Annotated in this window: 17 protein-coding genes; 8 read left to right on the top strand and 9 right to left on the bottom strand. The window is 69.7% G+C overall.

Annotation, left to right across the window (positions count from 1 at the left end; genetic code table 11):
- Positions 1–49 precede the first annotated feature (49 nt).
- The 6 genes from HDC34_RS05055 to HDC34_RS05030 are packed head-to-tail and all read left to right on the top strand — an operon-like array spanning position 50 to position 6,870.
- Complete coding sequence (locus HDC34_RS05055) at positions 50–1,027, top strand: ABC transporter permease (protein WP_179556106.1); 978 nt, start codon at positions 50–52, stop codon at positions 1,025–1,027.
- A gap of 9 nt (positions 1,028–1,036) precedes the next feature.
- Positions 1,037–2,056 carry an ABC transporter permease gene (locus HDC34_RS05050; RefSeq protein WP_104240329.1) on the top strand — a complete coding sequence of 340 codons (1,020 nt, stop codon included), beginning with the start codon at positions 1,037–1,039 and terminating at the stop codon, positions 2,054–2,056.
- The gene (locus HDC34_RS05045) at positions 2,053–2,958 is read left to right on the top strand and encodes an ABC transporter ATP-binding protein (RefSeq protein ID WP_104298238.1); all 906 of its coding nucleotides are present in this window, start codon (positions 2,053–2,055) and stop codon (positions 2,956–2,958) included. Before HDC34_RS05050 ends, HDC34_RS05045 begins: the two co-directional genes overlap by 4 nt.
- Positions 2,955–3,893, top strand: a complete 939-nt coding sequence (locus HDC34_RS05040) for an ABC transporter ATP-binding protein (RefSeq protein WP_179556105.1) — start codon at positions 2,955–2,957, stop codon at positions 3,891–3,893. Before HDC34_RS05045 ends, HDC34_RS05040 begins: the two co-directional genes overlap by 4 nt.
- A complete protein-coding gene (locus tag HDC34_RS05035; protein WP_179556104.1) occupies positions 3,890–5,392 on the top strand; it encodes a glycoside hydrolase family 32 protein in 1,503 nt (500 codons plus the stop codon). The genes HDC34_RS05040 and HDC34_RS05035 overlap by 4 nt, the downstream gene beginning before the upstream one ends.
- Positions 5,393–5,424: 32 nt before the next feature.
- Positions 5,425–6,870 carry a glycoside hydrolase family 32 protein gene (locus HDC34_RS05030; RefSeq protein WP_179556103.1) on the top strand — a complete coding sequence of 482 codons (1,446 nt, stop codon included), beginning with the start codon at positions 5,425–5,427 and terminating at the stop codon, positions 6,868–6,870.
- A 19-nt stretch (positions 6,871–6,889) separates the two neighbouring features.
- On the opposite strand, the gene HDC34_RS05025 is transcribed toward HDC34_RS05030, so the two are convergent.
- The 5 genes from HDC34_RS05025 to HDC34_RS05005 all read right to left on the bottom strand — a co-directional run bounded on the left by HDC34_RS05025 (position 6,890) and on the right by HDC34_RS05005 (position 11,220).
- Positions 6,890–7,885 carry a PfkB family carbohydrate kinase gene (locus HDC34_RS05025; protein WP_179556102.1) on the bottom strand — a complete coding sequence of 332 codons (996 nt, stop codon included), beginning with the start codon at positions 7,883–7,885 and terminating at the stop codon, positions 6,890–6,892.
- A 5-nt stretch (positions 7,886–7,890) separates the two neighbouring features.
- Positions 7,891–8,220: a putative quinol monooxygenase gene (locus HDC34_RS05020; RefSeq protein WP_179556101.1), complete on the bottom strand. Its 330-nt coding sequence runs from the start codon at positions 8,218–8,220 to the stop codon at positions 7,891–7,893.
- Entirely contained in the window at positions 8,213–9,013 is an 801-nt protein-coding gene (locus tag HDC34_RS05015; protein WP_179556100.1) for an ATP-binding cassette domain-containing protein, read from the bottom strand. Before HDC34_RS05015 ends, HDC34_RS05020 begins: the two co-directional genes overlap by 8 nt.
- A complete protein-coding gene (locus HDC34_RS05010) occupies positions 9,010–10,044 on the bottom strand; it encodes an ABC transporter permease (protein ID WP_104240321.1) in 1,035 nt (344 codons plus the stop codon). Before HDC34_RS05010 ends, HDC34_RS05015 begins: the two co-directional genes overlap by 4 nt.
- A 66-nt stretch (positions 10,045–10,110) precedes the next feature.
- Positions 10,111–11,220 (bottom strand): substrate-binding domain-containing protein, encoded by a 1,110-nt coding sequence (locus HDC34_RS05005; protein ID WP_179556099.1) that lies wholly within the window; start codon positions 11,218–11,220, stop codon positions 10,111–10,113.
- 101 nt (positions 11,221–11,321) lie between these two features.
- On the opposite strand from HDC34_RS05005, the gene HDC34_RS05000 reads away from it, so the two are divergent.
- Together HDC34_RS05000 and HDC34_RS04995 are read left to right on the top strand one after the other, a co-directional pair.
- Positions 11,322–12,374, top strand: a complete 1,053-nt coding sequence (locus tag HDC34_RS05000) for a LacI family DNA-binding transcriptional regulator (protein ID WP_308807269.1) — start codon at positions 11,322–11,324, stop codon at positions 12,372–12,374.
- Between the two features lie 149 nt (positions 12,375–12,523).
- Positions 12,524–15,439 carry a glycoside hydrolase family 32 protein gene (locus tag HDC34_RS04995; RefSeq protein WP_179556098.1) on the top strand — a complete coding sequence of 972 codons (2,916 nt, stop codon included), beginning with the start codon at positions 12,524–12,526 and terminating at the stop codon, positions 15,437–15,439.
- 155 nt (positions 15,440–15,594) lie between these two features.
- On the opposite strand, the gene HDC34_RS04990 is transcribed toward HDC34_RS04995, so the two are convergent.
- From HDC34_RS04990 to HDC34_RS04975, 4 genes are all read right to left on the bottom strand, one after another.
- Entirely contained in the window at positions 15,595–17,397 is a 1,803-nt protein-coding gene (locus tag HDC34_RS04990) for a beta-galactosidase family protein (protein ID WP_179556097.1), read from the bottom strand.
- An 81-nt stretch (positions 17,398–17,478) separates the two neighbouring features.
- Entirely contained in the window at positions 17,479–18,426 is a 948-nt protein-coding gene (locus tag HDC34_RS04985; RefSeq protein WP_218854893.1) for a sugar kinase, read from the bottom strand.
- Positions 18,423–19,064, bottom strand: coding sequence for a bifunctional 4-hydroxy-2-oxoglutarate aldolase/2-dehydro-3-deoxy-phosphogluconate aldolase (locus tag HDC34_RS04980; RefSeq protein WP_179556096.1), 642 nt, complete (start codon positions 19,062–19,064; stop codon positions 18,423–18,425). Before HDC34_RS04980 ends, HDC34_RS04985 begins: the two co-directional genes overlap by 4 nt.
- Entirely contained in the window at positions 19,061–19,810 is a 750-nt protein-coding gene (locus tag HDC34_RS04975; protein ID WP_179556095.1) for an SDR family oxidoreductase, read from the bottom strand. The genes HDC34_RS04980 and HDC34_RS04975 overlap by 4 nt, the downstream gene beginning before the upstream one ends.
- Between the last annotated feature and the right edge of the window lie 2 nt (positions 19,811–19,812).

Here is a 19,812-nt window from a genome sequence, read left to right as displayed (position 1 = left end):
CGCCGCCATCCCATCAACTCCACCCGCTCCATCCATCGAGGAGGATGTCGTGAGCTTCATTCTGCGCAGGCTCGGGTTCTACCTGCTGGCCTTCTGGGTCTCCATAACCCTCAATTTTCTCCTCCCGCGTCTCATGCCGGGAGACCCCGTGACGCGCATGCTCTCGCGTTCTCAGCAGCGGCTCGACCCTGAGCAGGTCGATTCCCTTCGCGAGATGCTCGGCGTCAACGGCGGCCCGTGGTGGCAGGAGTACCCCGAGTACCTGGTGCGCATCCTCACCGGCGACTTCGGCGTCTCCATCTCGAGGTTCCCGACCCCCGTGACGGAGGTCATCGCCCAGCAGCTGCCGTGGACGCTGCTCCTCGGCGCCGCGTCCCTGTTCATCGCCGTGATCATCGGCAACCTCCTCGGCATCCTGGCCGCGTGGCGTCGCGGTGGGGTGCTCGACTCGATCGTCCCGCCCCTGCTGGTCTTCATCGGCTCGTTCCCCTACTTCTGGCTCGCGATGGGCGCGCTCTACGTCTTCGGAGTCATGCTCGGGTGGGCCCCGCTGCGGCACGCGTTCAGCGTCGGCCTCACCCCGTCGTGGGATCCGGTGTTCATCAGCGACGTCGCGGCGCACCTGGTCCTGCCTGCGCTCTCCATCGTGCTCGTGTCGATCGGCGGGTGGATGCTCGGCATGCGCAACACGATGATCGCCACGAACTCGGAGGACTACATCCTCATGGCGGAAGCGAAGGGGCTCAGCTCGTCGCGCGTCATGCTCCGGTACGGGGCCAGGAACGCGCTGCTCCCGAGCGTCACTTCCATCGGGATGAGCCTCGGCTTCATCGTCGGCGGGGCTCTGCTCACCGAGGTCGTCTTCGCCTACCCGGGCGTCGGCTACCAGCTGCTCGCTGCCGTCCAGGGCCTCGACTACCCGCTCATGCAGGGCCTGTTCCTCACGATCACCGCCGCGGTGCTCCTCGCGAACTTCCTCGTCGACCTCATCTACGTCCGACTCGACCCGCGCGTTCGCGTGCGCTGAGAGGTACCCATGTCGATCCAAAGCCCCGAGTCGCTCGCGCACGCCTCAGCCGTCCGCGACGCGAGCCAACCGCCGAGCACCAGCTCGATCGCCACCCGTGAGCCGGATGCGCAGAACCGCTCGCGCGGACGTCAGCTGACGCGCCTGCTCCGCGCCCTGCTGCGCAACAAGAAGGCGCTATCCGGGCTCATCATCCTGCTGGTGTTCGTGGTGCTCGCGCTCACCGCACCCGTGATCTTCCCAGGTGACCCGTCTCGGATCGGGTCGGGCGGAGCAACGCCACCTAGCGCGGATCACCTGCTGGGCACCACCGCGAAGGGGCAGGATGTGCTCGCGCTCACCGTCTGGGGAGCTCGCTCGAGCCTGCTCGTCGGGTTCGTCGCGGGTGTGCTCTCGACGCTCGTCGGCATCGTCGTCGGGCTCACGAGCGCCTTCTTCGGCAAGCGCGTGGACGATGCGCTCTCGCTGGTGACGAACGTCTTCCTCCTGATTCCCGGCCTCCCTCTGCTGGTGCTGCTCGCCGCGTTCCTCCCGCCGGGACTCGGCACCGTCATCGCGGTGCTCGTCATCACGGGCTGGGCTGGCAGCGCTCGAGTGCTCCGCGCTCAGGGCCTCTCGATCCGCGGCAAGGACTACATCGGCGCCGCCATCACCTCCGGAGAGCGACCGCTGTCGATCATCCTGCGGGAGATGCTGCCCAACGTGGCATCGATCGTGATGACCACGCTCCTCGCCTGCATCATCGGAGCGATCGGAGCGCAGGCCGGCCTCGAGTTCCTCGGGCTCGGCGACCCGAACACCCTCTCGTGGGGCACAAACCTGTTCTGGGCGTCGAGCGACGGCGCGCTCATGATCGGCCAGTGGTGGATCTTCGTCCCCTCCGGTCTCGCGATCGCGCTCGTCGCCTTCGCCCTCGCCCTCTGCAACTACGCGGTCGACGAGGTCACCAACCCACGGCTCCGGAGGCCGCGCACCGCGCGGACCGCAACGGCACCCACGACCGTCGACCGCAAGGAGCAGGCACGATGAGCGTCCTCGAAGTCCGCGACCTCACGGTCGACTACGTCAGCGACGAGCGGTCCGTCCGCGGCGCCGACCGCGTGTCCTTCTCGATCGCGCAGGGTGAGATCCTCGGCCTCGCCGGGGAGTCCGGCTGCGGGAAGTCGACGTGCGCGAACGCCATCATGCGGCTGCTGAAGGAGCCGGCCCGGATCACGGGCGGCAGCATCCTCTTCGACGGCCAGGATGTGCTGAGCATGGACGCCGGGCGCCTTCGCGATTGGCGCTGGCGGGAGGTGGCCATGGTCTTCCAATCGGCGATGAGCTCGCTCAACCCGGTGATGCGCATCGGCGACCAGCTCGTCGACACGCTGCGGGCCCACGAGCGCATCTCGAAGCGCGACGCATGGCGCCGCGCAGGGGAGCTCCTCGAGATGGTCCGGGTGGGCGCGGACCGTCTCCGCTCGTACCCGCATCAGCTCTCCGGTGGCCAGCGACAGCGGGTGGTCATCGCGATGGCCTGCTCGCTCCGCCCCCGCCTGCTGATCCTCGATGAGCCCACGACGGCCCTCGATGTCGTGGTGCAGCAGGACATCCTGCAGCAGATCCGGGACCTCCAGCAGGAGCTCGACTTCGCCGTGCTGTTCATCACCCACGACATGTCGCTCATGCTCGAGCTGTCCGATCGCATCGGCATCATGGTCGCCGGCCGCATCGTGGAGGTCGCGCCCGCCGCGGTCATCCGGGACGGCGCGCGTCATCCGTACACCCGGGCGCTGCTCGGGGCGTTCCCACCGATCAGCGGACCGAGGACGAAGCTCTCCGGCCTGGCTGAGGGTGTGCGCTTCACCGATGTCCCCGACCTCGTCGAGGTCGCCCCTGGCCACCTCGTCGCTCCGAGCGGCGCACTGATTGAGGAGGAGACGCGATGAGCGTCGTCACCGAGCACGAACCCGTCCTGCGCGTGCGGGGCCTCTCCAAGCGGTTCCCCGGTGCCGGCCTCTTCGGCCGCCGCGGCGCGGTAGATGCCCTGTCCGACGTCGACCTGTCGATCGGCCGCGGTGAGATCGTCGCGCTCGTCGGCGAGTCCGGGTCGGGCAAGTCGACGCTGGCGCGGTGCGTCGCGCGCCTCGAGCAGCCGACGGCGGGAACCGTCGAGCTCGACGGAGTGGATGTCCTGCGCTCCGAGCGCCGCTCAGCCTCCCGCGCATACCGGAACCGCGTGCAGATGGTGTTCCAGGACCCCTTCGGATCGCTCAACCCGGCCCACCGCGTCGGGGCGGTCCTCGAGCGGACCTTCCAGCTGCACGGCATGGGCCAGGGCGACGTGCACGAACGATGCGCCCAGCTCGTCGAGTCGGTGGGCCTGGATCGCCAGGTCCTGAGCGCATTCCCGCACGAGCTCTCGGGCGGCCAACGGCAGCGCATCGCCATCGCGCGCGTGCTGGCCGTGGAACCCGATGTCATCCTCGCCGACGAACCGACGTCGATGCTCGACGTCTCCGTGCGCATCGGCGTGCTGAACCTGCTCGCCGGGCTCAGGGACGAACGCGGCATCGCCATGCTCTACGTCACGCACGACCTCGCCTCGGCGAGGTACCTCGCCGATCGGATCCTGGTCATGCACCGCGGACGGATCGTCGAGGGCGGCGAGTCGACCACGCTGCTCGCCAACCCCAGCCACCCCTACACGCGCCTGCTCGTCGGCGCCGTCCCCGACCCCAATCGGAGCTCCGCGCCGGATGTCGGCGTTCGCGCCCGCCTGCGGGAGGAGATCGCCGCGTGGACCTCCGCGCCAGCGCTCTCGCGCCGCATCGTCGACGCCGACAACGACCACTGGGTGCTCGCACCCGAGGAGAACGAATGACCGACACCACCGTCCGCGCCGACGAGCAGCTCGTGAGGGCTCAATCGGACCGGCTTCGCCCCGCCTTCCACTTCACCTCGCCGGCCGGCTGGCTCAACGACCCGAACGGGGTCGCGCAGATCGACGGCCTCCACCACCTCTTCTACCAGCACAACCCGGAAGCTCCGGTGCACAACCGCATCCACTGGGGTCACGCCGTCAGCGACGATCTCGTGCACTGGCGCGATCGTCCGATCGCGCTCAGCCCCGGAGAGGGCGCCGACGGCGACGGCTGCTGGTCCGGCGTGCTCGTCGACGACGCTGGCACGCCCACGCTGATCTACTCGGGCCGCCAGGGGCTCCGCGAGCTGCCATGCCTCGCCGTCGGCACGGCGGATCTCGAGGAGTGGTCGCCGCTGCCTGAGCCGGTCATCTCGACCCCTCCAGAAGGTGACCTCACGGCGTACCGCGACCACTGCGTGTGGCGCGAGGGCGACGTGTGGCGCCAGCTCATCGGCTCGGGGGTGCGCGGAGACGGTGGGTGCGCATTCCTCTACGAGTCCACGGACCTCCGCGAGTGGCGGCTCATCGGCCCGCTCGCGTCGCTCCCCGCGGGCCAGATCGCTCTCGACGACCCGGACTGGACGGGAACGATGTGGGAGTGCGTCGACTTCTTCCGGCTGCTCCCCGGCGACTCAGCTGGAACCGCGGGGACGGCAGCGCCGGACGCCGCGAGCGGCGACCCGCACGCGCTCATCTTCTCCGCCTGGCACGAGGGCGCGACCCTGCATCCGCTGATCGCCCTCGGGAGCTATCGGGGTGACCGGTTCCAGATCGACCGTGTCCAGCGGCTCGATCTCGGGAGGCGCCACGCCTACGCCCCGCAGACGTACCGCGACGAGGCGGGCCGACGCATCCTTTGGTCGTGGATGCAGGAGGGGCGCACCGACGAGGCCATGATCGCCTCGGGCTGGTCGGGGGCCATGGCCCTCCCCCGGACCCTGTGGCTCGACCGTGCGGGCGTCGTCCGGCAGGAGCCGGTTCCGGAGTTCGCCGCCCTGCGAACGCACGAGCTCGCCGGCGACTGGTCTGGCGACACCCTCGACATCGAGGTGGATGCGCTCGTCGGGGACGGTCGCCGGCTCGCCGTGACCGTTCTCGCCACCCCGGACGGCGAGGAGGCGTGTGTCGTCGAACTCGCTCGCCGGGACGGAGCGCTGCACCTGAGCCTCGACCGATCCCGGTCTTCCGCCGACACGACCGCGGACCGTTCGCGCCTCGCCGGCACGGTGCCGGAGCCGGGCACCGCCGACGACTGCGAGCGCCCCTCGCGTCTCCGCATCGTCGTCGATCGGTCCTCGATCGAGGTGTTCTGCGATGGCATCGCCCTGACGGCTCGTGTCTACCCCACCCGCACCGATGCGCTCGGCGCGAGAGTCGAGGGGAACGCGGCGGTCACGCGCGCGACCGCGTGGCACATGGCAGGCGCCGAGGAGCACAACCGGATCCAGCTGCACTGAACGCGGCACCGACCCACCCCCGAGGGAACCTGATGACGAGCACCGCACCGACCACCTTCCGTCCCGCGTTCCACATGAGCGTGCCCCGCGGGTGGAAGAACGATCCGCAGCGCCCCATCCGCGTGGGCGACGAGTACCTCTCCTACTACCTGGCGAACGACGACTACGTCGAAGGCGGGATCGGAACTTCGTGGCGGCTCGCGACCACGCGGGACCACGTTCGCTTCAGCGATCAGGGAACGGCGATCCCCAAGTTCGCGAACGGGAACGGGGACTGCTGGTCGGGCTCCGTCGTCGTCGATGCGCACAACACGGCCGGGTACGGACGTGACGCGGTTGTCGGGCTGGTCACGCAGGCGCCGGCTGGCGTGCAGGCGGTGTACCTCTGGGTCTCGACGGATGGCGGGCGCACCTTCACGCCTGGCGCGCCCGACCCCGTCCTCGCGAACCCCGGGGTCGTCGACTTCCGCGACCCGAAGGTCGTGTGGGATGACGACCGTGCGCGCTGGTGCATGCTCCACGCGGAGGGCGACACGATCGGCTTCTACGTGTCGGCTGACCTGCACGGTTGGCGGCGGGTCGGCGAGCATCGCATCGAGGGCATCGGCCTCCTCGAATGCCCCGACCTGTTCCGGATGCGCGCGAGCGACGGCACGCGCCACTGGGTCCTCGGCACGAGTGCGAACGGCAAGGAGAGGGGCCTGCCCGCGACGTACGCCTACTGGGTCGGCGAGTTCGATGGCTCGGCCTTCACCTGCGACGAGCGGGAGGCCCTATGGCTCGACCACGGGTTCGACTTCTACGGCGCCGTCACCTACGACGCGCATGACGCGGGCGGAGACGTCGACGAGTCGCTGCGCCGCGCCATCGGCTGGGCGAACTTCTGGGACTACCCGCACAATGCGCCCTCGATGGTGACCGACGGGTACAACGGCGACGACATGATCGTGCGGGAGCTTCGCCTGCACCGACGCGGCAGCGGCTACGCGCTGAGCGCTCAGCCACCGGCCGCGCTCCTGGAGCACGCCACTCGCCGCCATTCGCTGGGGACCGTCGCCGTCGCCGGGTCCTCGGACCTCGAGGTGCGGGCGGTTGCGTACGAGCTGCGCTGCGAACTGCGCTGGGACCCGAGCTCGCCACCCACCGGTGCCGGGCTGGAGCTCCGTCGTGCGAGCGGGGGTGCCCGACGCATCGGGGTGGGGCTGTCGTTCGCAGACGCCTCGATCTCCGTGGACCGCGGAGAGACGTGGAGCCCGAGCGGCGGCGCGACGACGACGAGCATCGACGCGTCGACGGGATCGCTCCACCTTCGGATCCTCGTCGACCGGTCCAGCATCGAGGTCTTCGTCGGCGAGGGGTTCGAGGTGCACTCGCATCGTGTGTTCCCGCTGCCAGCCGACGACGGCATCCGGCTGCTCGCCGCGGGCGGCCAGATGACCTTCGCGGACCTCGAGATCATCGAGCTCGAGGTCCGCTGAGGCGCATTCGCCCGTGTGCTCAGTCCAGCGCGGCCGAGACGGGCACGCGTGGCCGGGGCTCTTCAGCCAGCTCGGCAGATGAGGGCGGGTCTGCGCCGGGACGGGAGACGGTGATCGCCGCCGCCCTTGCCGCTCGTTCCAGCAGGCTGCTCAGGTCTCCGCAATCGATGCGGCGGAGGGCCCCGCGGGCCGCGCCGTCCCTGAAGCCGAGCCGGAGCATGCCCTCGATGATCGCCGACATGAACGTGTCGCCGGCGCCCACCGTGTCGGCCACCGCAACCGAGGCCGCGGCGACGTCCGTCGTTCCGGCCTCGGTCGCTGCGGTGGCACCGCTGCCCCCTGCGGTGACGACGACGACCGAGGGGCCCATCGCACGCCAGGCGCTGGCGACGTCGACGAGGCGTTCCCCGGGGTAGAGCCAGGCGAGGTCCTCGTCGCTGGCCTTCACGACATCCGCGAGCGCCACGATCTCCTCGACGCGCCCACGGACCTCGCGGTGATCGCCGAGGAGTGCAGGCCTGATGTTCGGGTCGTAGGTGACGAGCGCACCTCCGCGCAGTCGCCGGATCGCCTGGAGCACCTCGCGTGCGCCCGGCTCGAGCAGGGCCGCGATGGACCCGGTGTGCACGATGCCGGCAGTCACGACGTCATCGACTCGGACGTCCCAGTCGAGCTGGAAGTCGTAGCGCGCCGACCCCGACTCGTCGAGGAACGCGGTGGCCGTCGACGTGGCGCCGGCGCTCGATCCCCCTCCGGTCAGGATCTCGACGCCGGACGCCTGCAGCCACGCGCGGACGCCCTCGCCGCGCCGGTCGTCGCCGATCCGCGTCAGCAGGCGGGGGCGACAGCCGAGTCGTCCGAGCGCGAGCGCCACGTTCGCGGGGCTTCCCCCTGGGCTCTCGTCGATGCTCCCGTCCACCCGGTGGACGACATCGACGAGCGCCTCGCCGATGACGAGGACGCTCGCGGTTGACAGTCCGAGCGCCACGTCTGCGGTGTCTGCGGTGCCTCGCATCCCGATCAACGCCCCGTCGAGCGCAGGAAGCTCAGCTCGCTCTGCGCCTCTTCGATGAGCGGGGTGAGCCGGTCGTTGAAGGCCTGCCCAGCAGGATGCGCCAGGTGGGCCTGGAACGCGGCGTCGTCCGCGTAGATCTCAAAGACCAGGAATCGGGCAGGCGCCTCCTGCCTGCGGTAGACCTGGAACTCCAGATTGCCTGGCTCGGCTCGCACGACCTCGGCGTAGGCGAGGATCAGCTCCAGGACTGCGGCCTCGGTGCCGGGCCTGGCCGTGAACTCCGCGTAGAGCGTCGTCTGCTCAGCGCCCGATGCGCCGCCCTCGCCCTCACGCATCAGCGGCCCCCGTCATGATCGCGACGGCGTCGGTCATGCTGTGCGACTGCGGCGTTATGGTCGCCGCTCGCTTCCCGAGGCGCTGGATGTGGATCCGGTCGGCGACCTGGAAGACGTGCGGCATGTTGTGCGAGATCAGGATGACGGGAACGCCCTGCTCGCGGAGCCGCTCGATGAGCTCGAGCACCTGCTTCGACTCCCGGACGCCAAGCGCCGCCGTCGGCTCGTCGAGCACGACGACCTTCGATCCGAACGCCGCCGCCCGGGCGACCGCGACCGCCTGCCGCTGACCGCCCGACAGGTTCTCGACGGCGACCGTGACGTCCTGCAGCGTCGAGATGCCGAGGCGCTGGACCTGCTCGCGGGCCTCCTTGCGCATCCCCGAGGTGTCGAGGGCACGGAACACCGTGCCCGCGATGCCGGGCTTGCGCCGTTCACGCCCGAGGAAGAGGTTGGATGCCACGTCGAGCGCAGGCGACACCGCGAGGTTCTGGTACACGGTCTCGATGCCAGCGTCGCGTGCATCCTGCGGTCGCTTGAAGTGGACCGGCTCGCCGTCCAGCAGCAGCTCCCCCTGGTCGGGCACGTAGGCGCCGGTGAGGCACTTGATGAGCGTCGACTTCCCGGCGCCGTTGTCGCCGATGATCGCGAGCACCTCTCCGGCGTGCAGCTGAAGGCTCACCCCATCCAGCCCCACGACCTTGCCGAAGGTCTTGACCAGCCGCTTCGCCTCAAGGACCGGGATCCCCTTCGGTGCTGTCGTGGGCTCGACCGCGTCTGCTACGAGGCTCATTTGCGTACCTTCCTGATCCACTGGTCGACGGAGACCGCGACGATGACGAGAATTCCGATGGCGAGGGTCTGATAGAGACCGTCGACGCCTGCAAGGAAGAGGCCGTTTCGGAAGACGCCCACGATGATCGCCCCGAGCAGCGTTCCCCAGATGATTCCCCGCCCGCCGAAGAGCGAGGTTCCGCCGATGACGACGGCGGTGATCGAGTCGAGGTTGAGGTCGGCGCCGGCGTTGGGGCTGGCGGCACCCGATCGGCCGATCTGGATCCACGCGGCGACCGCGAGGACGGCACCGGCGACGACGTAGACGCTCATGAGCACCTTCGTCGTGGAGATGCCAGCCAGTCGCGCAGCCTCGGCATCGTCGCCGACCGCGTAGACGTGCCTCCCCCACGCGGTCCGCCCGAGCACGTACGCGACGAGCACGTAGAGCGCGAACATGATGATGACGCCGACGGTGAGCATGACGTCGCCGACCGGGAAGGCGGTGGCCGTCCACGTGAGCAGCTCCGGCATCTCCGCCTTGCGGATCGTCTGACCGCCGCTGTAGAGCAGCGTCAGCGCGACGAAGACGTTCAGCGTGCCGAGCGTCGCGATGAAGGGCGGCAGCTTGACCCTCGTGACCAGGAACCCGTTGAGGGTGCCGGCGGCCAGCGCGGCGAGCAGGCCAGCGAGCAGCGCCAGCGGGGCCGGGAACCCGTTCTGGACCGCGGTCTGCGCGGTGACCATCGAGGCCAGGATCATGGCAGCCCCGACCGACAGGTCGATGCCTGCGGTCAGGATGATGAGCGTCTGGGCGATGGCGACCGTGCCTACGACCGAGACCTGGTCGAGGATGAGCGACAGGTTCCCCGGGGCGAAGAACCTGGGGTTGATCGTGCCGAAGACGATGATGGCGATCACGAGCACGACGGCCGGGCTGATGGCCGGATAGCGGTGGAGGACGCCGCGGACCCGATCGAGCGGGGTCCGCCGGTCGAGGAATTCGGCGGCGAGGTCGAGAGATGAGGTGGGAGGAGAGGTCTGAGTCACGAGTTCACTTCCTTGCAGTGGCGAGAGGCGTCGCGGCGCCGTACGGCTGTCGCGACGGGTGCTGGACTACTTCGTGCCCCAGCAGAGCTCCGCACCCTCGGTCGTGTCGATGAACTCCACGCCGTCAGCGGGCTGGTCGGTCACCAGCGAGACACCCGTGTTGAAGAAGTCCAGGCCTTCGCTGGTCTCCGGGGTGCTGCCCGTTACGACGAGCTCGGCGATCGCCTCGACGCCGAGCTCCGCCATCTTCACGGGGTACTGCTGGCTCGTGGCGTCGATGATGCCGTCTGCGACCTGGCCGACACCGGCGCATCCGCCGTCGATCGAGACGATCGTGACATCGTCCTTGCTCTTGCCCGCTGCCTCGAGAGCCTGGTAGGCGCCGTAGGCGGCGGGTTCGTTGATGGTGTAGACGACGTTGATGTCCGGGTTCTTGGCGAGGAGGTTCTCCATCGCCGTGCGCCCACCGTCCTCGGCACCCTGGGATGCCTCGTTCCCGACGATCGTGTACTTGCCGCCCTGTCCGCCGGAGTAGTTCCCCTGCGGGGCTTCGTCGCCGTTGACCGTGTCACTGCCGAGCTCGATGCCCATGCCCTGGAGGAACCCCTGGTTTCGGTTGTAGTCGACCGAGACCGCCTTGTCGTCGAAGAGGTCGATGAGGCCGATGACGGCATCCTTGCCAGCAAGCGAGTCCGCTGCCCACTCGCCGACGTACTGCCCGGCGAGGAAGTTGTCGGTCGCGAAGGTGATATCGACGGAGTCCGCCGGGTCCGGCACGGTGTCGAGGGCGATGACGAACAGGCCGGCGTCGCGAGCCTTCTGGACTGCGTCGAGCACGGCAGGCCCGTTCGGGGTGATGAGGATTCCCGCGTCGCCCTTGGAGATGGCCGCTTCGATGGCCTGGATCTGCGTATCCTCGTCGCCGTCCTCCTTGCCTGCAGCGAGGGTGAGCGTCACCCCGTTCGCATCCGCTGCCGTCTGCGCGCCGTCCTGCATCGCGATGAAGAACGGGTTCGAGTTGGTCTTGACGATGAGCGAGACGCCGATGTCGCCCTCTCCCCCACCCTGCGCGCCCTGGTCGGCTCCGGCGCATCCCGTCAGCGTCAGCGCTGCGATGGCGAGCACCGAGGAGGCGGCGAGAAATGGCTTCCGAGCGATTGGATTGCGGTTCTTCATTGAATTCCCCTGATCGTCTGCGTTGATTGACAACGTTGTCAACGACGTTTGTACTCCATGCGCCGAGTAGAGTCAACAGGCCGTCGAAAGAAAGGTCGATCGTGACAACAGCACCTCGGCGAGACGACCCCGCGAGCGGGCGCTCGCGCACGACCATGAAGCAGGTCGCCTCCCTCGCAGGCGTCGGAGTGAAGACCGTCTCCCGCGTCGTCAACAACGAGCCGAACGTGTCCGCGACCACCACCGAGCGAGTGTGGAACGCCGTCAGGGCGCTGAACTACCACGTGGACCTCGCCGCCGGGAACCTCCGCAGAGCCGACGGACGGAGCCGGACGATCGGCCTCCTGGTCGGCAGCGTCGACAACCCGTTCGCGGCCGCGATCCACCGCGCCGTGGAGGACGCGGCATTGCACCACAGCGTGGCCGTGTTCGCATCGTCGCTCGACGACGACGCCACCCGCGAGGAGGGTGCCGTCAGCGCATTCATGCGACGGCGCGTGGACGGCCTGATCCTCACGACGACCCAGCAGCCCACCTACCTCACCACCCTCCGCGACCGGGACATCCCGGCCGTGTTCGTCGACCGCGTCCCCCAGGGGCTCGACCTCGACGTCGTCTCGAGCGACAACCAGGCCGCGGCAGCACGGGCGACGGCGCACCTGCTCGAGCACGGCCACCAGCGGATCGCACTCCTCACCGACCGGCTCTCGATCCAGACGGCCGAAGAGCGCCGTCGAGGCTTCCTCGAAGCCCTGGGTGAGGCCGGCATCCCCACACGGCTCGCCACGATCGTCACGGAGCTCCACGACGAGGAGACCTCGCGCGCGGCGCTCGGCCGACTGCTCGACTCCGAGACGCCACCGACGGCGGTCTTCAGCGCCCAGAACCTCGTCACCATCGGGGCCCTGCGCGCCCTCCGGGAGCGGGGACTGCAGAACGAGATCGCACTGGTCGGCTTCGATGACCTCCCACTTGCAGACTTGCTGGTTCCCGGCGTCACCGTGATCGCCCAGGACCCACAGCAGATCGGGCAGCGCGCAGCCGAGCTGCTCTTCGACCGCCTCGGCGGCGACCGTGGCCCCGCCCAGCGCGTCACCGTCCCAACCCGCCTCATCGAGCGCGGCAGCGGCGAGATCCTCGCCCCCGCCTCCTGACGAGGCCATCACCCCCTCCCGTCGAGGTCGACGCCAATCGACTCTTGCTTTGTCCGGTGGACAGTCTCTAGCATCGCTCGAAATGGATTGACATCGTTGTCAGTCCAGTCCGTTGCATTCGACGCACTGAGAAGAAATCGAGCGAATCCATGACATCGACGTCACCGAGACACCCGAGAAGGACGCGGAAGGCTCTCGCCGCGCTGGCAGCCACCAGCATCGCGTTCGCCGTCCTCACCGGGACAGCCGCCACAGCCACCGCCGAGGAGTCGGCCGAGGCGGGACAGGAGCAGTTCCGCCCGCAGTTCCACTTCTCCCCCGAGAAGAACTGGATGAACGACCCCAACGGCATGGTGTACGTCGACGGCGTCTATCACCTCTACTACCAGCACAACCCAGAGGGCACACGCTGGGGGAACATGAGCTGGGGCCACGCGACCTCCACCGACCTCATGCACTGGGAGGAGCAGCCGCTCGCACTCCCCCAGACCTTCGACGATTCCGGAGTCGCGATCGAGGACATCTTCTCTGGCTCCATCGTCGTCGACGAGACCAACAGCTCCGGTTTCGGCACCGGAGACAAGCCCCCGCTCGTCGCCATCTACACGAGCGCGTACACCCAGGATCATCCGACTCACCCCGGGATCCAGGCCCAGTCGCTCGCCTACAGCAATGACGGCGGATACACCTGGACGAAGCACGAGGGCAATCCCGTCTACGACCGCGGCTCCGCCGACTTCCGAGACCCGAAGGTCTTCTGGTACGACGGTCCGGCCGGTGCGTACTGGGTCATGGCGGCCGTCGAGGCGGTCGACCACAAGGTGATCCTCGCGAAGAGCACCGACCTGCGCTCCTGGGAGCACCTCTCGGAGTTCGGGCCCGCGAACTCCACGGAGGGCATCTGGGAGTGCCCGGAGCTCTTTGAGCTGCCCGTCGACGGCAACCCGGATGAGACGAAATGGGTCATGGTCGTCAATCTCAACCCGGGTGCCGTGGCTGGCGGCAGCGGGGGCCAGTACTTCGTCGGCGACTTCGACGGCACCGAGTTCACCAGCGAGACCACCGTCGAGCCAGGCACCACGGCAGAAGGAACCCCGTTCGCGACCTTCGACGGCGGAGACTTCAGCGGGTGGACCGTCACCAACGAGTCCGGGAACGAGGCCGATGGCCCGTGGGGGCTTGCGCCGGCGGCCGGGACGCTGCCAGGCCAGGGCCCAGTCAAGGGCGCCATCGGAGCCGGCTTCGCGAACGGCTTCCACGGCGGAGACTGGCCGGTGGGCTCGCTCGAGTCCCCGCAGTTCACGATCGAATCCGACGTCATCAACCTGCTCGTCGGCGGAGGCAACCACCCGCACGTGGACGGCTCGCAGCTCGGGAACGAACCGCCGGCGGGCACCACCGTCTTCGACTTCGAGCTCGCCGATGGCGAGAACCTCCTCGGCTCAGGCTGGGAGGCGACGGGCGACTTCGCCCTCGACCCGGCACGCAGTCCCTCGACGACGAGCGGCGAGTACGCGCTCGGCGACAAGCGCGTCAACACGTGGGAGGGCGGGCCGCTCGGAGACGACAACACGGGCACGATCACGTCGCCCTCCTTCACGCTCGACGGCGATTTCGCTTCCTTCCTCGTCGGCGGGGGCAACCGCACCGACGGCACCCTCCAGGTCGAGCTGCTCGTCGATGGCAGCGTCGTGCGCACGCAGACCGGCGCCAACGCCGGGCAGATGACGTGGCAGTCGTGGGACATCAGCGAGTTCGCCGACAAGGATGCGCAGCTCCGCGTTCGAGACGAGGCGACAGGCGGCTGGGGGCACCTCACCTTCGATCACCTCGTGATCGGCGACGAGCCATCGCAGCTTCGCTCGGAGGAGACCGCGGTCAACCTCATCGTCGACGGCGAAGTCGTGCGCACGGCGACCGGCAGGAACAGCGAGACGCTCGACTGGGCGAGCTGGGACGTCTCCGACCTCCGCGGACAGCAGGCCACGATTCAGGCGGTCGATCAGAACAGGTCGGGCTGGGGCCACCTGATGCTGGACCAGATCATGTTCGCCGACACGAGCGTCCCATCGACGCTCGAGAGCTACGACTGGCTCGACTGGGGCCGCGACTACTACGCGACGGTCTCGTACTTCGGCACCCCGGAGGGGAGCCGGATCATGCAGGGCTGGATGAACAACTGGGACTACGCCAACGACATCCCCACCTCGACGTGGCGCAGCTCGATGACGCTCCCGCGCGAGGTCGTCCTGACCTCGACTCCGGCGGGACCGCGCCTCAAGCAGCAGGTCGTCCCCCAGGTCGATGAGCAGCTCGACGTGGCAGGCGCGGCTACGCGCACGGACGTCACCCTCGACGGCGCGGTAGATCTCGGGCTCTCGGGAGACGTCGTGAAACTCGAGGTGACCCTGGAACCGGGCGAGGCGCAGCGGGCGGGAATCACGGTCTTCGGGGACGCCGAGTCGGGAACCCGCATCGGCTACGACGCCGCGCAGGGACGCCTGTTCGTCGACCGGACGAACTCCGGCGACGTCGACTTCCACCCCGCCTTCGCATCGGTGGAGGATGCGCCGGTCGCCCTCGACGACGACGGCTCGGTCAGCTTCTCCCTCTACCTGGATCGCGCATCCGTCGAGCTCTTCACGGCGGACGGGATGGTGACCATCACCGATCAGGTGTTCCCGAACGAGGGCGCGGACGCCATCACCGCCTGGTCCGAGGGCGGAGCGGCGACGCTACGACGCATCACCGTCACGCCGGTCACGCCGACGATGTGGCAGGAGCCCGGACCCGTCGTCACCCCGCCGACCGCGACGGCCACGGCAACTCCGACCGGGGGCGCCTCGCCCTCGCCGTCAGCCACCTCCGCATCCACATCCGCACCCACGTCCACGTCCGTACCCACATCCACGCCTCAGGGTGGATCGGACACCGGGACGCCGACTCCGGAGGGGCTGGCGTCGACCGGCGCGGACTTCCCCCTGGCGGCGGTCCTCTTCGGCCTGGCGTTTGTCGGCGGCGGAGCGGTGCTGGGTGCTCGACGACTCGGTCGCCGAGGTCAGTAGCAAGGGCGTCCCGGCGAGGCGGGCCTAACGGGCCTGATCGCTGACCGCTGCCCGACGTTTCGACCTCTGAGACCACTCTCAGAGGGCGAAACGCCGGGCAGCGATGCCGCGGAACGGGTGCGCGGCCGGCGGGTGTGCGGGGCGCGGGGCGCGGGCTACTCCTCGAGGGGGCCGAGCGTGGCCTGGGCGACGAAGCGAGCGACGGGAGACGCCGTCACCTCGAGTTCGACGATCGCGACCGTGTTGACGCCGGCGCGGAGCACCGAGCCCGGCACGTAGAGCGTCTGCTGCGGTCCGCTGCGCCAATAGCGCCCGAGCAGGAAGCCGTTCACCAGGGCGTACCCCTTGCCCCACTCGGCGGTGTCGAGGTAGAGGTCGCTCGGCGCTTCGAGCTCGAACTCTCCGCAAAGCCCGGTGAGCCCGAGCGGCGTCTCGGGATGAGCCAGTGGCGCGGATGCGTCGGCCGCAGCAAGAGCAGCACCACCGGCGCCGGGTGCGCTGGTGAGCGCCGAGCCGATCGCGATTCCGGCCTCTGCGGCGTCGATGGGCGTCGCCGTCCAGCCTTCGAGGGGAGCCCCGTCGAGGAGCGGCGTGCCGATGATGCCCTTCTCCTCGCCGATGCGCTCGGCGTAGTTGACGCGACCCTGCTCCTCCACGAGCACGCGCAGCCGCGTCCCGGCGGGCACGACGATCGACGTCTCGTGGAGGGTGCGCGATAGCGTGCCGAAGGGGACGCCATCGATGGAGAGCCACGCGAAGTCGCGCACGTCCTCGAACTCCAGCAGGCGGGGTGCGGATGCGCGCGGCAGCTCGGTTTCGTAGGCGACCAGGGCGCTCAGGTGCTGCAGGGCATCGAAGGTCGGGGGCGTCGTGTGGCGTTCGGAACTGACGGGCGGGAGCCACGCATCCGGTGCCACGACGGAGAGCGGCACCTCGAGCTCTGGGGCTGGGACCGCGAGCGCGGGGGTCTCCACCGGCACATCGGCGTACTTCGCGATGACGTCCCTGAACGCGAAGAACTTCGGGGTCGGGTTGCCGGCCTCGTCGAGTGGGGCGTCGTAGTCGTAGGAGGTCGCGATGGGCAGGTAGCGGCCCTTGTGGTTGGCGCCATTGGTGAGGCCGTAGTTGGTGCCGCCGTGGACCATGTAGAAGTTGACGGAGGCGCCGACGGCGAGGAGCGCGTCGAGCTCGCGCGCCGCATCCTCGACGCTGGTCGTGTGGTGGAAGGCGCCCCACCAGTCGAACCAGCCGTCCCAGAACTCCGCGCACATGAGGGGGCCGGTGGGCTGGTGGCGTCGCAGGGTGGCGAGGCGCTCGTCGGCGCGCGACCCGAACGAGCCGGTGAGGTGCGCGCCCGCGACGCTGCCGTCGCTCAGCATCTGGTCGGTGGGCTGGTCGATCGTCGTGAGCGGCACGGTGATGCCCGCCTCGCGGGTGACCTCGATGAGCCGCTCGAGGTAGGCGGTGTCGTTGCCGTACGCGCCGTACTCGTTCTCGATCTGCACGAGCACCACCGGACCGCCCAGGTCGATCTGCCGCGGTGCGACGATGTCGTAGACGCGCCGCAGGTACGTCTCCACCTCGGCCAGGTACGCGGGCTCCGACCGGCGCAGCCCGATCCCAGGCATCGCCGTGAGCCAGGTCGGCAGGCCGCCATTGTGCCATTCGGCGCAGATGTACGGTCCGGGCCGCACGATGGCGTGCATCCCCTCGGCGGCGATGAGGTCGAGGAAGCGTCCGAGGTCGTTCCAGCCCGTCGCATCCCACTCCCCCTTGCGGGGCTCGTGCGCGTTCCACGCCACGTACGTCTCGATGGTGTTGAGCCCCATGAGCTTCGCCTTGTGGATGCGGTCAGCCCACTGCTCGGGATGCACGCGGAAGTAGTGCAGGGCCCCGGAGAGCACGCGGTGCGGCTCGCCGTCGAGGAGGAAGTGCTCGTCGCCGATCTCGAAGGTCATATGGGCGTGTTCCAGTCTTCTGTCTGCGTCGGCAGGGGTTCGGTTTCGGTGAGGTGCGGTGAGGCGCTGGCGGGCCGCGGCTCAGCGGAGGACGGCGTCGCCGGAGCCTTCGACGAGGCCGCGCACGTCGCCCCAGCTCGGCTGCGACTCCCAGTCGCCGTCGGCGCGGCACGCGCAGGCTCCGCAGGCGGCGGCGGTGAGCATCCGCTGCTCGAGGGTGCCGCCGCGGGTGAGTTCGACGAGGTAGCCGGCGGCGAACGCGTCTCCGGCTCCGACGGTGTCGACGACGTCCACACGGTAGGCGGGCACCTCGAGCTCGAGCTCGCCGTCGACGCCGGATGCGCCGTGCTCGCCGCGCTTGATGAGCACCTGGGTGGGCCCGAGGGCCTGCAGGGCGCGGGCCTGCTCGAGCGGGGTCCCGTCGCCGACGATCATGGCGGCCTCGTCGTCGCCGGCGAAGACGATGTCGCTGAGCGCGACGAGCTCCCGGTAGCGGGGTGCCGCGGTCTCGGCGGACCAGAGCTTGCTGCGGTGGTTGACGTCGAACGACACGGTCACGCCGCGCTCGCGGGCGAGCCGGACGGCGCTCAGGATCGTCTCGGCCGAGCTGTCGCTGAGGGCGAGGCTGATGCCGGTGACGTGCAGCACGTCTGCCCCGGCGATCACGTCGCTCGGCACGTCGGCCGGGGTGATGCGGCTTCCCGCGAACCCGTGCCGGTAGTAGGTGACGCGGCTGTGCCCTGGGCGTGGCCGGTCCTTGACCATAAGCGCCGTGGGAACATCCGCGTCGATGCTCGCGTGCAGCTGCACCTGCTCGGCCCTGAGGGTGCGCAGGATGCGGTTGCCGATGGCGTCGTCACCGAGCCGTCCGATCCAGGCGACCTCGCTGCCGAGGCGGGCGGCGGCGATCGCGACGTTGCTCTCGGCGCCGCCGAAGCTCATCTCCGCGTCCGATTGCAGGTCGAAGCCGCCGGCGCGGCGCGCGAGCACGAGCCCGAGCGCCTCGCCGATGGTGACGATGCCGCTCACGCGGCGGCCGCCTTCGTCTGCAGCACCTGGGCGGCGATCTCTGACGCCTCGCGTGCCGCCGCGGCGACCGCGTCCGCTCCGGCGTCGAGCAGCTTCGCGCCGCCGAGCCAGCTGCCGCTGACGGCGAAGACGGCCGGATGCTCGAGGTGCTCGGCGAGGTTGGCGGGGGTGATGCCTCCGCTCGGCATGAACGTGATGCCGCGGAACACGGACGCGTAGGTGCCGAGCAGTGCGAGCCCGCCGAAGTTGCCGGCGGGGAACAGCTTCAGCTGGGTGAGCCCCAGCTCGCGGGCGGCCGTGATGTCGGTGGGCGTGAGAGTGCCGGGGAGGACGGGCACGCCAGCGCGCTGGCCGGCGCGGACCACGTTGGCCGAGAGGCCGGGCGACACGAGGAACTGGGCACCCGCATCCAGTGCCTGCTGCGCCTGCTCGACGTCGAGGACCGTGCCGGCTCCGACGACGAGGTCGGGGCGGCCTGCGATGTGGCGCATCGCGGCGAGCGCCCCGTCGCCGCGGAGGGCGATCTCGACGATGCCGATGCCGCCGGCGACGAGCCCGTCGGCGAGCGCTTCCGCCTGCGCGGTGGTGCTCGGTGTGGAGAGGGGAACGATGGGGTGCCCCTCGAAGAGGGAGCTCATCGTGCGAGCCACCCGCCGTCGACGGGGAGGACGACGCCCGTGACGTAGGCGGCGGCGGGGCTCGCGAGGAACACGGCGGCGCCGCCGAGGTCGTCGGCCTCGCCCCAGCGTCCGGCCGGGATGCGCTCGAGGATGGACCGCGAGCGGTCGCTGTCTTCGCGCAGCGCCTCCGTGTTGTCGGTCGCGATGTAGCCGGGGGCGATGGCGTTGACGGTCACGCCTCGCGCGGCCCACTCGTTGCTGAGCGCGTGCACGAGGCCCGCGATCGCCGACTTCGATGCGGTGTAGCCGGGCACGTTGATGCCGCCCTGGAAGCTGAGGAGGCTCGCGGTGAAGATGACGCGGCCATCGCCGCGCTCCACCATCGAGCCGCCGACGATCTGGCTGAGCACGAACTGGCTGGAGAGGTTGACCTGGATGACCTCGTCCCACCAGTCGAGCGAGTGCTCGGCGGCCGGTGCGCGGCGGATGATGCCGGCGTTGTTGACGAGGATGTCGGCGTGCTTGACGGCGTCGCCGAACTGCTCGACGGCGGAGCGGTCGCCGAAGTCGACGGCATGGCCTTCGAAGCTGCGGCCGAGGGCGCGGACGCGCGCGCCGACCTCGCCGCCGTCGGCTTCCTGCTGCGAGGAGGCGCCGATGACGTCGGCGCCGGCCTGGGCGAGGGCGGTGGCGATGCCGAGGCCGATGCCGCGGCGGGCCCCCGTGACGACTGCGGTCTTTCCGGTGAGGTCGAAGCTGGTCATGG

The sequence above is a fragment of the Pseudoclavibacter sp. JAI123 genome (genome assembly GCF_013409665.1).
GTDB lineage: Bacteria > Actinomycetota > Actinomycetes > Actinomycetales > Microbacteriaceae > Pseudoclavibacter.
The sequence above is the reverse complement of the archived record's forward strand: the minus strand, read 5'-3'. Positions and strand labels throughout refer to the sequence as shown.

What these genes read in the sequence shown, in the direction of transcription:
- HDC34_RS05050 (WP_104240329.1), top strand. Translation starts at nt 1,037, where the DNA reads ATGTCGATCCAAAGCCCCGAGTCGCTCGCGCACGCCTCAGCCGTCCGC.
- HDC34_RS05045 (WP_104298238.1), top strand. Translation starts at nt 2,053, where the DNA reads ATGAGCGTCCTCGAAGTCCGCGACCTCACGGTCGACTACGTCAGCGAC.
- HDC34_RS05040 (WP_179556105.1), top strand. Translation starts at nt 2,955, where the DNA reads ATGAGCGTCGTCACCGAGCACGAACCCGTCCTGCGCGTGCGGGGCCTC.
- HDC34_RS05035 (WP_179556104.1), top strand. Translation starts at nt 3,890, where the DNA reads ATGACCGACACCACCGTCCGCGCCGACGAGCAGCTCGTGAGGGCTCAA.
- HDC34_RS05030 (WP_179556103.1), top strand. Translation starts at nt 5,425, where the DNA reads ATGACGAGCACCGCACCGACCACCTTCCGTCCCGCGTTCCACATGAGC.
- HDC34_RS05025 (WP_179556102.1), bottom strand. Translation starts at nt 7,885, where the DNA reads ATGCGAGGCACCGCAGACACCGCAGACGTGGCGCTCGGACTGTCAACC.
- HDC34_RS05020 (WP_179556101.1), bottom strand. Translation starts at nt 8,220, where the DNA reads ATGCGTGAGGGCGAGGGCGGCGCATCGGGCGCTGAGCAGACGACGCTC.
- HDC34_RS05015 (WP_179556100.1), bottom strand. Translation starts at nt 9,013, where the DNA reads ATGAGCCTCGTAGCAGACGCGGTCGAGCCCACGACAGCACCGAAGGGG.
- HDC34_RS05005 (WP_179556099.1), bottom strand. Translation starts at nt 11,220, where the DNA reads ATGAAGAACCGCAATCCAATCGCTCGGAAGCCATTTCTCGCCGCCTCC.
- HDC34_RS04995 (WP_179556098.1), top strand. Translation starts at nt 12,524, where the DNA reads ATGACATCGACGTCACCGAGACACCCGAGAAGGACGCGGAAGGCTCTC.
- HDC34_RS04990 (WP_179556097.1), bottom strand. Translation starts at nt 17,397, where the DNA reads ATGACCTTCGAGATCGGCGACGAGCACTTCCTCCTCGACGGCGAGCCG.
- HDC34_RS04980 (WP_179556096.1), bottom strand. Translation starts at nt 19,064, where the DNA reads ATGAGCTCCCTCTTCGAGGGGCACCCCATCGTTCCCCTCTCCACACCG.
- HDC34_RS04975 (WP_179556095.1), bottom strand. Translation starts at nt 19,810, where the DNA reads ATGACCAGCTTCGACCTCACCGGAAAGACCGCAGTCGTCACGGGGGCC.